Here is a 14957-nt window from a genome sequence, read left to right as displayed (position 1 = left end):
GTGATGTATTGACTTCTGGTTTATTAACTTAAATTCGTAGCAATGCAGGCCAAATACATCTCTTACCAGGAAACCAATGCCTTCTCCTCCGCTGTACTGGATTACATCGACGGAAAGGATCAGTTAAGTACTTTTTACAAGTACACACCGGATTTTGAAGGCTTTGCTGAAGCCATCGCGAACCGTAATTTTAAAGGAAACCGGTCTACATTGACCCAGATCCTTAAAAAGCAATATGCTACCATTCAGGCTCCCGCCTTAGTGGAACAAAATATACAGCTACTAGCTGATGACCGGACTTATACCATTACCACCGGTCATCAGCTTAATATCTTCAGCGGCCCACTTTATTTCATTTATAAAATTGTGACTGCCATTAACCTTGCAAAAGAGTTAAAGGAGAAATTTCCAAATAAAAACTTTGTGCCTGTGTATTGGATGGCTACGGAAGACCATGATTTCGAAGAGATCAATCATGTGAAAATTGAGGATAAAAAACTCAGCTGGAATAAAAAAGCGCTTGGGGCAACCGGACGATTAAGCACTAAAGACATTACTGAAACCCTATTGGCTTATAAAGGTTATCTCGGCATTACCGAGAATGGCTTACAACTGGCCCAGTTGGTGGAAAATGCCTATACTCAACATGAAAAACTTTCTGATGCCACAAGAGCGTTGGTAAACGGTTTGTTTGGAAAGTATGGATTAGTATGTGTAGATGCTGATGAGCCTCTATTAAAAAAGGAATTTGCAGCGATTATTGAAGCCGATATTATCGGTCAGCATAGCTTTGAACAGATTTCTGAAAGCAATGCAGCATTAGAAGCTAAAGGTTATAAGACCCAGGTAAATCCCCGAGAAATCAACTTCTTTTACATGACAGACCAATTGAGGGAACGCATTGTAAAAGAAAACGAGGTGTATAAGGTCATGAATACGGATATCCAGTTTTCCGAAGCTGAATTGAAAAAAGAAATTACAGATTTTCCAGAACGCTTTAGTCCGAATGTAGTCATGCGACCGGTATATCAGGAAGTAATCCTGCCAAATTTAGCTTACATCGGAGGTGGTGCAGAGTTGACTTACTGGCTGCAATTAAAAACCAATTTCGATTATTATCAGGTAGATTTCCCGGTGCTATTACTTAGAAATTCGGCCTTGGTGATCGACAAACGCGCTGAGCTGAAAATGCAAATTCTCGGTATCAGCCATAAAGACCTTTTTAAAAAACCAGAAACACTTAAAAATGACTGGATCAAGGCCCATGTCAATTTACAGCTCACATTAGGCGATGAACAGCGCAGCTTGAGTGCTATATTCGATCAAATCAAGCTCAATGCTTACAAGATCGATAAAACCCTTTCTGAATCGGCTGACGCCGCTAAGACAAAGGCTTTAAAACTGATTGTCAATTTGGAGAAGAAAATGTTAAGGGCTGAAAAGCGTAAGCATGATACTTCCTTGTCACAGATTGACAATTTAAAAGGGAAACTTTTCCCAACAGGTGTACTTCAGGAACGTGTATTAAATATTGCCCCCTTGTATGTAGCCTATGGTGAAGAGTTTATTGATTCCCTGATTTTAAATTTCAAACCATTGGACCACCAGTTTACGGTTCTATTTGCTTCATAAGAATGATTTTTCACACTTTTACCGAACAAAGTTTACGTCAATTTACGGAAAGCGTATTCCTAAAAATGGGATGCCCTATAGCGGATGCACAATTGGCAGCAGATGTTTTGCTAAAATCCGATTTACGTGGAATAGACTCCCATGGTGTAGCCAGGTTAAGTGGCTATGTTAGATTATGGGAAAAAGAACGCATCAATGCTACACCAAATATTCGTGTGGTTCATGAAACTCCAACAACGGCTACCGTGGATGGAGATGCCGGATTAGGATTGGTTGTAGCTCCTTTTGCAATGAAAGTAGCTATTGAAAAAGCGAAGACCTATGGTAGTGGATGGGTAGCCGTGAAAAACTCTAATCATTTTGGAATTGCCGGATACCATGCTTTAATGGCGGTAGAACAAGACATGATCGGTGTGAGCATGACCAATGCGAGTCCGCTGGTTGCTCCTACTTATGCCAATGAAAGATTATTGGGAACCAACCCGATGTGCTATGCTTTTCCCGCTGGAAAATATCCTCCTGTAGTGGTGGACATGGCTACCGCAGCAGCAGCAAATGGGAAATTAGAGATTGCGCAAAGGGCCAATCTACCGATTCCTGAAGGCTGGGTACAAGATAAAGATGGAAAAAGTTCTACAAATCCACATCAATTGAAAGATGGTGGTTCTCTTTTGCCATTAGGAAGCGATAAAGACCATGGCAGTCATAAAGGTTATGGCTTAAGTGCCACAGTGGACATCTTATCTGCTGTGCTCTCTGGCGCAAATTACGGCCCATGGGTTCCTCCTTTTGTGGCTTTTTTAGAACCTTCTGCAAACCCTGTTGGCGAAGGTATCGGACATTTCTTTGGTGCCATGCGCATTGATGGCTTCCGTCCCGCAGCAGATTTCAAAGACCATTTGGACAACTGGATTGAACGTTTTCAATCTGCCAAGACCATAAAAGAAGATCAAAAAGTGATTATCCCTGGAGAGCCGGAATATGCTTTCGAGCAGGAACGTAAGGTCCAGGGAATTCCAATCATTGATGTTGTTGTCAAAGATCTGAACGAACTGGCAGAAAAACTTGGGATTGAAGGATTATCCTAAGTATCAACACTCATTTATAGGTAAAAAAAAACCTGCTGATCAGATCAGCAGGTTTTTTTTATCAAAAAGAAAAACTAGTTCTTTTTAGCCCACCATAATGGAGTCAATACTTCATCAGGTCCACCTAAAGCGGTCACTGCTTGTAGGTAACCTGGATTGTTTGTCGATTGCAAACTTGAAGGGTATCTCAAACGTTGAGGGAAGAACTTAATGTTACTTGTCATATAATTACTATTGTTTAAGGCTGGTAAATTAGGCAAGACATTTTCGATCGCCGGATTTTCAAAGAAAGGCAAGCCTAAGCGTCTTTGGTCATTCCAAGCTTCTAATGGAAGCCAAGGAGTTTGAGCAATAAACTTCTGGGTAATGATTTTTGTTAAGTGGTCATTTTTAACCGTACCATTTTTATATAAATTATTTACCGGATACAATACGTTAGCAACCCCCGCTACGTTGGTATATCCATCAATATAATTCATAGCATGGCTTGAACTAGGTTCAGTTACGTGATCCCAGCTTACAGAAGTACCTACTCTATTGAAGTCTTCGGATGTCAAATAACTACCGATAGAATTGCTTACACCCCAATATTCAAAACTAGATTGTATACCAGCCTCATATGCTGCCTTTCCGCCCAATGGGGTTACCCATCCGCGTTCAGCTGCTTCGGCAAGCAAGAAATAAGTTTCCCATGGTGCAAAGAAAATACGTTTGCTAGTACTTGCTCTGAATTGGTTAGACAGACGCGGCATCGTACCTTCATAGGCTCTCACCTCATTTTTGGTTCCTTTTGCACCCCAATCGCCAGTATTGGAAGCATTCCAGGTATTTTTAGCCTCAATTACTTTTACCACTTCATTTGTTGCACTGAATAGATTTCTCGTCGTCGTTTTAGCATCAGTAGTCCAAGATGGATAAGAGTTAAAATTAGGATTACTGAAGTCACCTGGAATGATAAACGTTTTATAGGCACGTGGATCAATAACATTTGGAAGACCGTCAAACCAATATCCAGCAGATGGGTTATTTGTTTTAGAGGTAAAGTGATCGTCAAATTTTAAGCCCAGGTAATTTGCTGGTTTAATAGATGGCTGATAACTCGCGCCAAGCTGAGTTTCTGACTTAATTCCACCAAGACCTAAATAAATATTATTTAACGATGCCGAGATAAACTGTGGATTCCACTCTCTACTCATTACCCCAGTAAGGTCATCCCATCCTGGTCTCTCCTGAACTTGGAAAGTCTCATCTGTTGATTTAATGAAATCACTTCCTGATACAGCCAGTTCAAATTCAGCTTTAGCTTTTGCAGGATCTACTTCAGATAACCTCATTGCCAAACGCATACGCATAGAATTTGCATACTTTCTCCATTTTGCATAATCATACGCATAAGCAGGATCTAGTTTTTTCAATGCATCCGTGTTTGCAACAGTTAAATCAAGCTTAGCACTTGCTTCCTTTAGTTCCGTCAACAGGTAATAATAGATGGTTTTTACATCTGAGAACTCCGGGTTAACCCCACTAAATGCTTTGGCAGGAATTGGTCCAAAATTATCAGACAATTCACTCATTAAATAAGCTCTCCAGATTCTTGCCACTTGTACCAGGTTGGGGGTATAAGCTTTTGCTGTTCCATTGGCAATTTGTCCCTCACCAATTTGGATTGCCGTATTGGCACTATTTAACCATGCAGAGACCTTATCATAATAAGCACTGGTCCAGCCGTCATTATAGCTACCTGAAGAAATTCCGCCATTACTATGTTGGTGTCCTGCAGTTTTCCAATAAAGCACGAACGAGCGTTCTGCTACATCCGGGTTCATCTGGGCGCCAATAATAGAACCGTTAAGGAAATACTCAGTTTGCGCCTGTTCAGCAGTAGCAGCATAAGGATCCACATTGATTTGTTCGAATTTTTTACATGATCCCAATAACAACGTTGTTGTTAAAAGCATGCATGAAGTTTTTATAATTGTTTTCATCAGAATCTTGATTTATAAAGGAAATTTCCTTTGTTAAAAAAATTAGAAGCCCAGTGTTAAGTTGAATAAGAATGTACGTGTAGTTGGCGCGCTGAAATTTTCAAATCCAGTAGCATTGCCCTTTGTAGCGTATACAGACTCCGGGTCAATGCCATTCATATCACCTGAAATTAACCATACATTATTGCAGGACACACCAATTTTTGCACGTTGAATAGGTGTTTTAGAAAGGAATTTGGTTGGAATAGTATAGTTTAACTGAACATTTCTTAAGCGAATATTAGTTGCACTATAGATGTTTTCTTCCCCGATTCCAAGGTTTCCATAGCTATGAACTTTAGCCCAATATCTTTCTGGAGTTACCGGAATACTATTCTGAACATATTGGCCACCATTTAAGATCACACCACCCACTACCATTTGCTCTCTTAAACCATTAGGAGCTGTAATTGCTGCAGTTCCGTTCTCCTGCATTGCAGCATTGGTTCCAGAAAAAATTTGACCACCGAAACGGGCATCTACAAGGAATGACAATCCAAATCCTTTGTAAGCAAAACTATTGGTTAAACCTAGTAAAGCGTTTGCCTGCTGATTTCCAAGTCTTGTTTTTTGTGCACCTCTTTGAGGCAAACCATCTGCATCAAGAATCAATTGACCATTAAAAGGGCTGGAAGCATCTTCTACTCTAAGGTATTTACTTCCATAAATCTCTCCATATTTTTGATTGGTTACCGCTAAAACATATACATCATCATAGCCACCTAATTGATATTCACGAACATCAGGAGTTATTTCTTTAACTGTATTGTTATTTCTTGAGAAGTTTAGCAACATATTCCAGTTCAAACCATTTTGATTTGACATCATTCTTGCATCTAACATTGCTTCAAATCCAGTATTTTGAATATCACCAGCATTTACCCTTCTTTTCTCATAACCACTCAGAGGGTCCATCGAGATTTCCAGTAGTTGTCTGGTTGCATTTGATTTATAATAAGCAATATCAAAACCAAACTTACTATCGAAAAATCTCATCTCCGCACCTACTTCAAATGCTTTAATCAACTCGCTTTTTACATTGGGATCATTTAAAACTTTATTTCTTGAAGCTGTCGTATTTCCGTTTGGATCCTTACTGATGGTATACGTATTGTATAGCTTATAAGCATCAAGATCATTACCTACCTCAGCATAAGAAGCTCTCACTTTACCGTAGCTCATCCAAGAAGGCAATGTTCCACCTGTTTTAGTAATCATGTCAGAAAAAACGAAAGAGGTACTCACAGAAGGATAGAAATAAGAACGGTTATTGCTGTTCAAAGTAGTAGTCCAGTCATTTCTAAAGGTCACATCCAGGAATAAATACTGATCCCAATTAAGCTGACCTGATCCATATACCGAGTTGATCTTTTTTGTTCTGAAGTCTTCTTCTATGGTTGCTCTGTTTACACCGTTGTTTAACGAGAAAAAGTCTGGCACAACCAATTCACCTGAGTTTGCCGCTAAGCCAGAAGCTTTACTTGACATTAGATTTCCACCCAAGGTCATTGCACCACCAACTTTGCTGAATAAATTATCTTGTTTAGCAGTAATTAAAGTACTGAAATTTGTTTCAGTGAAAACGTTCTTACCTGCACCGTATCTTCCTGTAGAAACAATTGGACTACCGCCATACACTTTAGTCTCCGTGTTGGTCGTATACATATCCGCACCACCTTTTACTTCTGCAGTTAACCAGTTATTGAATTGATATTTCAATGATCCGTTCATTAAGAAACGATCTCTAATATCCTGATTCAAGTTATATTGACGTGCCCAGTAAGGGTTGATCTGATTACCTCCGCCGTACCACAACATATTGCCGTCTGCTTTTTTGGCAGCACTAAAATCACGGATATCCATTGATCTTGGCAAGTTATAAATTGCGGCAAAAGCATTTTCACTTCTTGAACCTAATAAAGGTCTATTTTCTGCGTTGCTATTGATGTACTGAACTTTAGTATCTGTTGTCCAACGATCGTCCTTTCCAAATTTACTCACGGCTCTTGCTGTTAAATTTGTTCTGGTCAATTTAACACCAGGAATAACACTTTTATCGTCAGCACGATTTAGGGAAGTATAAATAGACGTTCCTTTGTATTGTTGCTGGAATGAAATCCCGTTGTTTAATGAAATACCATTTTGAAAATAATTCCCTATGTTATCAAAACTTTGAAGTGGCACTTGCTCACCATTCCATTTTGTAACCAGTTGCCCTTCAATGTGAGGTCCCCAACTTGCGTTTGAGATATTTTTATAAATGCTATTTTCTCCTTGTCCGAATGAATTTTGCAAATTAGGACCAGTAAAAACACTTTCAATTCCCAAAGAGGAAGTAACTGTGATTCCAAGACCAGCTTGTGCTTTACCTGATTTTGTGGTAATTAAGATCACACCATTACCTGCTCTTGATCCATAAAGGGCGGAAGCCGTTGGGCCTTTTAGAACCGACATGCTTTCGATATCTTCCGGATTGATATCGGCTAAACCGCTACCCATATCCAAACTAGGATTAGAAAAATCATTATTTTTAGCACCTGTAAAGTTATCCATAGGTACACCGTCTACCACAATTAAGGGTTGGTTCTCACCCGTAAGTGAGTTGTTACCTCTTAACGTAATTTTGGATGAACCAGTCGGGCCGCTACTAGAACGGGTAATTTGCAAACCAGCAACCTTACCTGACAAGGCGTTTACCAGGTTAGGTTCTCTAGCATCTACCAAAGTTTCCCCTTTAAGTTCCTGCATCGCATATCCTAAAGATTTCTTTTCTCTTTTGATACCTAAGGCCGTTACTACAACTTCATTCAGGGCATTTGCATCATCCTCAAGCACCACATTTCCAAGGCTTGCGTTATTTCCTACATTTACTTCTTTAGTACCTAAGCCTACAGAAGAAAACACTAATGTTGCGCCTTTCTTTACAGAAATGCTAAACTTTCCATCTGCATTAGTTGAAGTTCCATTTTTTGAGCCCTTTTCTGTTACACTTACGCCAGGGATGGGCTGCCCTGATTTTTCCGTTACCGTACCGGTAACTTTTTGTTGCGCATAAGCAGTTATTGTTATTACGCTTAATAACAAAACGGCCATACACTTTAAGTACATCTGTTTCATCTTGTAAAGATTTAGTTGTTAAAATTTAGGTTAATTATTGGTACTCCTGTTGCACTTAAAAGCTTTTAGCTTATCCCTAGACTAAAAAGCTTCCTTTATATTTAATTAAAATTACAGTTCTCTATAACAAGCGTTGCGGCACCTAAAAGTCCGGATTCAGTACCCAATTCAGATACTTTAATCTCGGTGTGTTCTGCCAGTCGCGGGATACAAAATTCATGAATGGCCTGTTGAATAGGCGCCATCATCATTTTTCCTGCGGTGGCTCCCCTGCCCCCTAACACAATTAATTTGGGATTAATGATATGAATTAAAGTAGCCAGACCTTTTCCTATTAGAAAAGCGGCGTCTGCGAGAATAGAAACAGCTAAAGGATCCCCTGCCTTTGCCGCTTCCAAAAAATGATCCCCATGTAATTTGCTGTCGTCCAGAAAAAGATGCTCTAAACTGGAATTAAATCCCTCAGCGATTTTCGATTTTGCCCTTTCCACCAATACCAGCAAAGAGGTATCGACTTCCAGACATCCACGTTTCCCACAAGAGCACAATTTATTACTCTGTGATAAGGGAATGTGGCTAAACTCCCCTGCGTATCCGCTGTGTCCCCTAAACAAGCTTCCGTTAATGATCATACCCAGACCAATTCCCCAACCTATATTCACGACCATCACATCCTTCAGGTCCTTTCCGGCACCAAATTTCAGTTCTGCCAGTGCGATCAGGCTGGAATCATTGTCGATAAATACAGGTAAATTGAGTGCTTTAGTTAAGTAAGTTCTTAAATTTCCACCACCTTTTACTTCAAAAAAAGTATAATTGATCCCTTCTGCGGTATTTACAAAACCAGGCATTCCGATACCAATCCCCAAAATCTGCTCAGGAAGAATACCTGAACGGGAAATGTAATCTTTAAGAAAGCTTATTAAAGTTTGATTAAGTGATGCATCAGCGGCATTGAGATTGAATTTCAACAATTCAGGTAACATTTGGACCTGGTTCAATAAATCATAAATTACGACTTGAGTGACCAATTGATCCATTGCCACTGCAACAATATATCTTTGCTTCTTTTGGTTCAGAAGAAAGGTTAATGCTCTTCGGCCACCGGTAGAGGGCGCCAAGCCATGCTCCAAAATATATCCATCTTCTACCAGGTCATTCACCACGTTGGTGATTAACGGCAGACTTTTATGCGTCAAACGACTTAATTCAGTAAGCGTTAAATGCTTACTGTAATACAAGTGTTTGATCACATCCGTCCGTAACTGATGGTATTTCTTAATACTGGCGGTCACAAGTTTATAATTTAGTTACCCAAACTTAAAATTAAATTACCATAAAACCACAATTCTTTTTAAATTATTTTTTAAGTATACGATGCTTATAAATAAAACACACTAAGATTTATGCGCTAGCGCTAATGAAATGGCATTTTTACCAAAAAAAAATGACCAACAAAAAAAGGCTGGCGTAAAACGCCAGCCTTCAACAAATAGTAATTATCTTAATTAATTCCTCTGAATAATCTATTCCATCTAATCTTACTAAAGAAAGATCCGTTGGTATCATAGCTCATCCAGATGAACAATGCTTTTCCAACGATATGATCTTCTGGTACAAAACCCCAGTAGCGAGAATCGGCAGACCTATGACGATTATCACCCATCATCCAATAGTAATTCATTTTAAAAGTATAGCTATCCGCAGCAACACCGTTGATCAACCAGCCTTTACCTGATTTTTCTACTTTATTACCTTCATAAATACGGATACTTCTTTCATAAAGTGGCATTGTTGCGCTATCCAATTTAACTGTCCAGCCTTTTTTAGGAATAATGATTGGCCCGAAATTATCTACATTCCAATTTCTATTTGGATCAAAAGGGAAAATATCGGGATCTTTTTTACCTGCTGGCTCGGTCATTTCATGCACAGACTGAACGAAATCCAGTTTGCGCACCTGATCCATCATTCCTGCAGTTCCAGTAAACTGGTAAGTATTTTGATTCATGGCAGAAATTTCATCAGAAACATTAAAGCCAATATCTTCAAACACTTTGAAATTCACATCGGTAGTTTTAAAAACCACCTCATAGGAAATCTGACCTGTATTTTTTAACGGATCAGCTTTACCATTCAGGTAAACTAAAGCATTTTTCATACTGATGGTATCACCAGCAATACCGATACATCTTTTGATATAATTTTCTCTTTTATCAACCGGACGGCTGATGATTGTAAATTGACTATTTACTTGTTTCCAACCTAGAGAACGTACCATTTGGTAATAATCTTGATCCTGGTACTCTACAGCAACCGTATCTCCTTGTGGATAGTTGAATACCACTACGTCATTTCTTTTGATATCAGAAAGACCTGGTAGCCTGTGAAAGTCCCATTTCACGCCTTCCCAATACGCTTTAGTACCCGTAATTGGCATCGTATGGTGAGCAAAAGGAAAAGCAACGGGCGTCATCGGAATTCTCGCACCGTAATTCACTTTACTCACAAATAAGAAATCGCCAACCAATAGCGACCTTTCCATGGAGGCTGTAGGTATCGTATAGGCTTCAATAAAAAACACCCTGATAATGGTGGCTGCGATTACTGCAAATAAAATGGCGTCGAACCATTCGCGGCTTTTGGTCTTTTTCTTACCTGGCTTGGCATCCTTATTCTTTTGCCAGAATTTCCAATTCATACTTTTTTATTTAAAATTAAATATATCGGCTATGTTATAAAAGCCTTGTTTATTTTGCAACCACTCCGCTGCAACTATAGCGCCCAAAGCAAAACCAGCACGATTGTGTGCGGTATGTTTTATTTCAATATCATCCACTTCAGAACTATACACCACAGTATGAGTTCCAGGGACATGTTCAATGCGATGTGATTCGATCAGTACCTGATCTTTTTTAACGACATCTTCAAAAGGACTCCCTACCAATTCATTTACCCATTCCTTCTTACTATCCAGTTCATCAATGATACTTTCTGCAATAGTCATTGCAGTACCACTTGGTGAATCCAGTTTCTGGGTATGGTGAATTTCTTCTACCTGCACATCATAGGCGGGGAAGTTATTCATAACTTTTGCTAAAACCTGATTGATATGGAAAAATATATTTACCCCAATACTGAAGTTTGATCCATACAATAAGGTATTGTTCCTGCTTAGACAAGCGTCTTTTACTTCCTGCAATTGTCCATACCAACCTGTAGAACCGACAACAATAGGCACATTGGCTTCAAAACAAAGGTAAATATTAGGGATTGCTGCATCGGGAACGCTAAAATCTATGGCAACATCTGCTTTGGATAAATTCGTTACGTTAAGTTCGTCTTGATTTCGTGAGTTGATTTTCAAGACCACCTCATGGCCTCTTTCCAGGGCAAAACGTTCAATAATCTGACCCATTTTACCATAACCCAATAGTGCTATTTTCATTTTTGTTGGTTCAATTAATATTATATTTTTTTTCTGAGGCTTAAAAAACGATCGCTACTTTAAGTCCAGGGGAAGGTAAATTTAATCCATACATCGTATTGCCACCATACATGGAATTATTATTGATCATTGCAGGCCTTATTTTAACAGATACATCACCTACATCAAAATATTTCAGTCTGGCATCTACATAGGCATCCACAACATTCAAAAGATATAAGCCGACATAAGAGAAAAGGATTACATCTTTATTTCTTCTGTAGGTATCTTTTGCAGTAATCAGGTTTGCATCGGACACTTGTCCATAATCCTCCACATTAGGATTCCCTTTTTCTGGCAGACCTGGAGCGTTTGGATTTCCATTATTTGCTGCCAAAGCGGCGGCATAGATCCTTGCCTTTTCCCGTTCCTGCAATTCGGTCAAAAAGATATGGTAATTCTTATTGTTATCTATATAAGAAATCGTCAATAAAGTAGCTCCGGTATAGATACCCGCTACTTTTAGTCCACGATAAAGATTAAAGCCACTTCTGATCTGACCCAGACCGGGTAAAATCGCAGAGCGAATCATTGCCCTTCTCCCGGCAATTTTACCAGGATTTACATATTTGGGCTTTAAAGTATCTACTTTATTTTTAACCGGACTTGCCAGGGCACTGTCCTTTTTAAGGGGGGTTGCTACCTGCGCATGAACAGCGATGGAAGCGACAAACAATAGTCCAGACAAGAGTAAAGCCTTTGACATTACCAATCCAATAATTCTAAAATCCTGCTCAGGTCATCTTCCGACATGAAAGGAATTTCAATTGCACCTTTACCATTCTCTCCTACTTTCAGTTTCACTTTCGTAGAAAACTTTGTAGTGAGGTCTTTTTGCAATTTTTGGTATTCAAAAGACACGCCATTTGATTGTTTTGGACGTTTAGGAGTAATATCTAAGCTATTGATACTCCTTACTAGTTCTTCGACTTTCCTTACAGAAAGGCCTTTATCGATAATTTCACGGTGGATAAAAAGTTGTTTTTCTACCTCTTCTACATTGATTAATGCACGTGCATGGCCCATAGAAATCTTTTGATCTCTGATGGAGATTTGAATTTCTGGTGGCAACTTCAGCAAACGAAGGTAATTGGCCACTGTAGTTCGGTTTTTACCAACACGTTCACCCAGTTGTTCCTGTTTTAAGTTACATTCTTCAAGCATCCTTTGGAAAGACAGTGCGACCTCCATGGCATTTAGATTTTCACGCTGAATGTTTTCAATCAATGCCATTTCCAGCATTTGCTGATCATTGGCATTGCGCACATAAGCGGGAATTTCCGTCAGGCCAGCTAGTTTAGAAGCCCTCAACCTACGTTCACCTGAAATCAACTGGAACCGGTTACCTGTTTGTTTTCTAACGGTAATTGGCTGAATTAAACCTTGTACTTTAATTGACTCAGAAAGTTCAATTAAAGCAACCTGATCGAACTCCGTACGTGGCTGATAAGGATTGGTATCAATATCACTGATTTTGACATGTCCAATAGCGCTATTATTGCTATTTTCCTGCCTGTTTTCGCTTACAGGATTGACTCCGTTTTTCGGTGGATTCACCGAATCGCTGTCATCTAAAAGCGCACTTAATCCTTTACCTAAACCTGTTTTTCGCTGAAAAGATGTCATTAAAATAGTTTTATATAATTGCTTTATTTACATCCTGCACTTCCGTTACCAGTCCGTTTTTACGAACGATTTCGCGTGCCAGGTTCAAATAGTTGATCGCCCCTTTACAATTGGCATCGTGCATGATTACAGATATACCATAACTAGGTGCCTCACTAAGGCGTGTATTTCTTTGAATGATAGTTTCAAAAACTAAGTCCTGGAAATGGGTTCTAACTTCTTCTACTACCTGATTTGACAAACGCAAGCGCACATCATACATCGTTAAAAGAATCCCTTCAATTTCCAATTCTGGATTCAAGCGATTTTGAACAATTTTAATGGTGTTCAATAACTTACCTAATCCTTCCAATGCAAAATATTCACATTGAACCGGAATAATTACCGAGTCCGCAGCAGTCAATGCATTGATGGTAATTAAACCTAAAGATGGGGAACAATCCACGATTATAAAATCGTATTGATCTTTCACCTTCTCCAATACGGCTTTCATTTTATACTCTCTATTATTGAGATTAATCATCTCAATTTCCGCACCGACCAGGTCAATATGTGCAGGGAGCAAATCTAAATTGGGGGTTTCTGTTTTCTGAATGGCATCCATCGGCTCGATATCATTGATGATACACTCATAGATGCTATTTTTAATACTTCTTGGATCAAAGCCGATACCTGAGGTAGAGTTAGCCTGCGGATCTGCATCCACCAATAAAGTTCTGTATTCCAGTACGGCTAAACTCGCGGCTAAGTTTATAGATGAAGTCGTTTTACCTACACCACCTTTTTGATTTGCCAATGCAATAATTTTACTCATTTATCTTTCTACTAATTACCAATTATTTACTGAAGGCTTGTTGTTACCTGATTTAAATCTATAAAAAATGCTATTTTTGTATTGATTTAGGCACATTTTAACGATTAGCTAAGATACAAACAATTTGACACTTACTGCATAGCACCAATATAGTGTTTTACACATCTTATTAACAATTTTTTACATGATTACCATCATATCGGGAACAAACAGACCTGGAAGTAATACGCTGAAAGTATCAAAATATTATCAAAAAGTCCTGCTAGAAAAAGGATTAGAGACGCAGCTCTTCAGTCTGGAACAATTGCCAGACAATTTGATTGCTTCAGATTTGTATGGAAAGAGAAGCCCGGCCTTTGAACCCATCCAGGAAATGATGACCAAAACCAGCAAATTTTTGTTTGTCATTCCGGAATACAATGGTAGCTTCCCTGGTGTGTTAAAAACCTTCATTGATGCCTGTCAGTTTCCAGATAGTTTTTACGATAAAAAAGCCGCTTTAGTGGGTCTATCTTCTGGGAAATATGGCAATATCAGGGGCATTGATCATTTCGGTGGGGTCTGCAGTTACCTTCACTTAAATGTACTCCCATTAAGAATTCATATTTCTATTGTGAAAACCGAACTAAATGAGCTGGATGAGCTTTTCAAAGAAGATACTTTAAAATTCACCAACCAGCAAATGGACAAGTTTATCGCATTTTAAGGGGCTTATACGCCGAAACTGCTCCAGCTTTTCCCTTCATTTCCGAATACGAAGTACCCTGGATAAAGCATTTCTGCAATATCTTCCAGTAAACTCACCAATTCTTCCGGACTTTGAGCTGCCGCAGCCTGATCATCTAATAAATAAACCCTGTTGTATTCTACAGCAGGCCATTCTTTCTGAAGCAATGAAGGGACAACACCCATCATTTCCAGCATACTCGTATCCTTTTCAACATAAATAATTACCCTGGCTTGGTTGAGGTCTGCTTGCAAAACACCACCAGCATCATTAATTACGCCTTCCAACTCACAGTTTAAATGATTTTCGGTATCCAGACAGGCCACTGCGACCTTCTCCATAAATTTTATTTTATGTTGGACAAGATCCACACGCTCCTGAAGCATTTCAATTAACGCTTCATCTTCCACCTTATTTATAACCGCATTTAAAAAAGACATAT

The 14957-nt window shown here is 39.1% G+C and carries 12 protein-coding genes; 3 read left to right on the top strand and 9 right to left on the bottom strand.

Annotated features, from left to right (window positions below):
• Window positions 1-42 precede the first annotated feature (42 nt).
• Both bshC and GM920_RS22420 read left to right on the top strand, forming a co-directional pair.
• Window positions 43-1632, top strand: coding sequence for a bacillithiol biosynthesis cysteine-adding enzyme BshC (bshC, locus tag GM920_RS22425; RefSeq protein ID WP_182961640.1), 1590 nt, complete (start codon window positions 43-45; stop codon window positions 1630-1632).
• 2 nt (window positions 1633-1634) lie between these two features.
• Window positions 1635-2720: an Ldh family oxidoreductase gene (locus GM920_RS22420; RefSeq protein WP_182961639.1), complete on the top strand. Its 1086-nt coding sequence runs from the start codon at window positions 1635-1637 to the stop codon at window positions 2718-2720.
• A 74-nt stretch (window positions 2721-2794) separates the two neighbouring features.
• On the opposite strand, the gene GM920_RS22415 is transcribed toward GM920_RS22420, so the two are convergent.
• The 8 genes from GM920_RS22415 to GM920_RS22380 all read right to left on the bottom strand — a co-directional run bounded on the left by GM920_RS22415 (window position 2795) and on the right by GM920_RS22380 (window position 13788).
• Entirely contained in the window at window positions 2795-4678 is a 1884-nt protein-coding gene (locus tag GM920_RS22415; RefSeq protein ID WP_235964615.1) for a SusD/RagB family nutrient-binding outer membrane lipoprotein, read from the bottom strand.
• 69 nt (window positions 4679-4747) lie between these two features.
• Window positions 4748-7861 (bottom strand): SusC/RagA family TonB-linked outer membrane protein, encoded by a 3114-nt coding sequence (locus GM920_RS22410; protein ID WP_182961637.1) that lies wholly within the window; start codon window positions 7859-7861, stop codon window positions 4748-4750.
• Window positions 7862-7962: 101 nt separating this feature from the next.
• On the bottom strand, window positions 7963-9156 hold the full coding sequence (locus GM920_RS22405) for an ROK family transcriptional regulator (RefSeq protein ID WP_182961636.1): 1194 nt from the start codon (window positions 9154-9156) through the stop codon (window positions 7963-7965).
• Between the two features lie 209 nt (window positions 9157-9365).
• Window positions 9366-10562 carry a signal peptidase I gene (gene lepB, locus GM920_RS22400; RefSeq protein ID WP_182961635.1) on the bottom strand — a complete coding sequence of 399 codons (1197 nt, stop codon included), beginning with the start codon at window positions 10560-10562 and terminating at the stop codon, window positions 9366-9368.
• 6 nt (window positions 10563-10568) lie between these two features.
• Complete coding sequence (gene dapB / locus GM920_RS22395) at window positions 10569-11309, bottom strand: 4-hydroxy-tetrahydrodipicolinate reductase (protein WP_182961634.1); 741 nt, start codon at window positions 11307-11309, stop codon at window positions 10569-10571.
• Window positions 11310-11349: 40 nt separating this feature from the next.
• On the bottom strand, window positions 11350-12054 hold the full coding sequence (locus tag GM920_RS22390; protein ID WP_182961633.1) for a DUF5683 domain-containing protein: 705 nt from the start codon (window positions 12052-12054) through the stop codon (window positions 11350-11352).
• The gene (locus GM920_RS22385; RefSeq protein WP_182961632.1) at window positions 12054-12974 is read right to left on the bottom strand and encodes a ParB/RepB/Spo0J family partition protein; all 921 of its coding nucleotides are present in this window, start codon (window positions 12972-12974) and stop codon (window positions 12054-12056) included. The genes GM920_RS22390 and GM920_RS22385 overlap by 1 nt, the downstream gene beginning before the upstream one ends.
• Before the next feature lie 10 nt (window positions 12975-12984).
• Window positions 12985-13788, bottom strand: a complete 804-nt coding sequence (locus GM920_RS22380) for a ParA family protein (protein ID WP_062546947.1) — start codon at window positions 13786-13788, stop codon at window positions 12985-12987.
• A 184-nt stretch (window positions 13789-13972) separates the two neighbouring features.
• Between GM920_RS22380 and GM920_RS22375 the strand changes: the two genes are divergently transcribed.
• Window positions 13973-14494, top strand: a complete 522-nt coding sequence (locus GM920_RS22375) for an NADPH-dependent FMN reductase (protein WP_182961631.1) — start codon at window positions 13973-13975, stop codon at window positions 14492-14494.
• 5 nt (window positions 14495-14499) lie between these two features.
• Here the strand turns inward: GM920_RS22375 and GM920_RS22370 are convergent, their stop codons facing one another.
• Window positions 14500-14955, bottom strand: coding sequence for a substrate-binding domain-containing protein (locus GM920_RS22370; RefSeq protein ID WP_182961630.1), 456 nt, complete (start codon window positions 14953-14955; stop codon window positions 14500-14502).
• Window positions 14956-14957 lie beyond the last annotated feature (2 nt).

Origin of the sequence: Pedobacter gandavensis, assembly GCF_014172405.1 — a bacterium.
In the GTDB taxonomy this organism is placed as follows: domain Bacteria; phylum Bacteroidota; class Bacteroidia; order Sphingobacteriales; family Sphingobacteriaceae; genus Pedobacter; species Pedobacter gandavensis.
The sequence above is the reverse complement of the archived record's forward strand: the minus strand, read 5'-3'. Positions and strand labels throughout refer to the sequence as shown.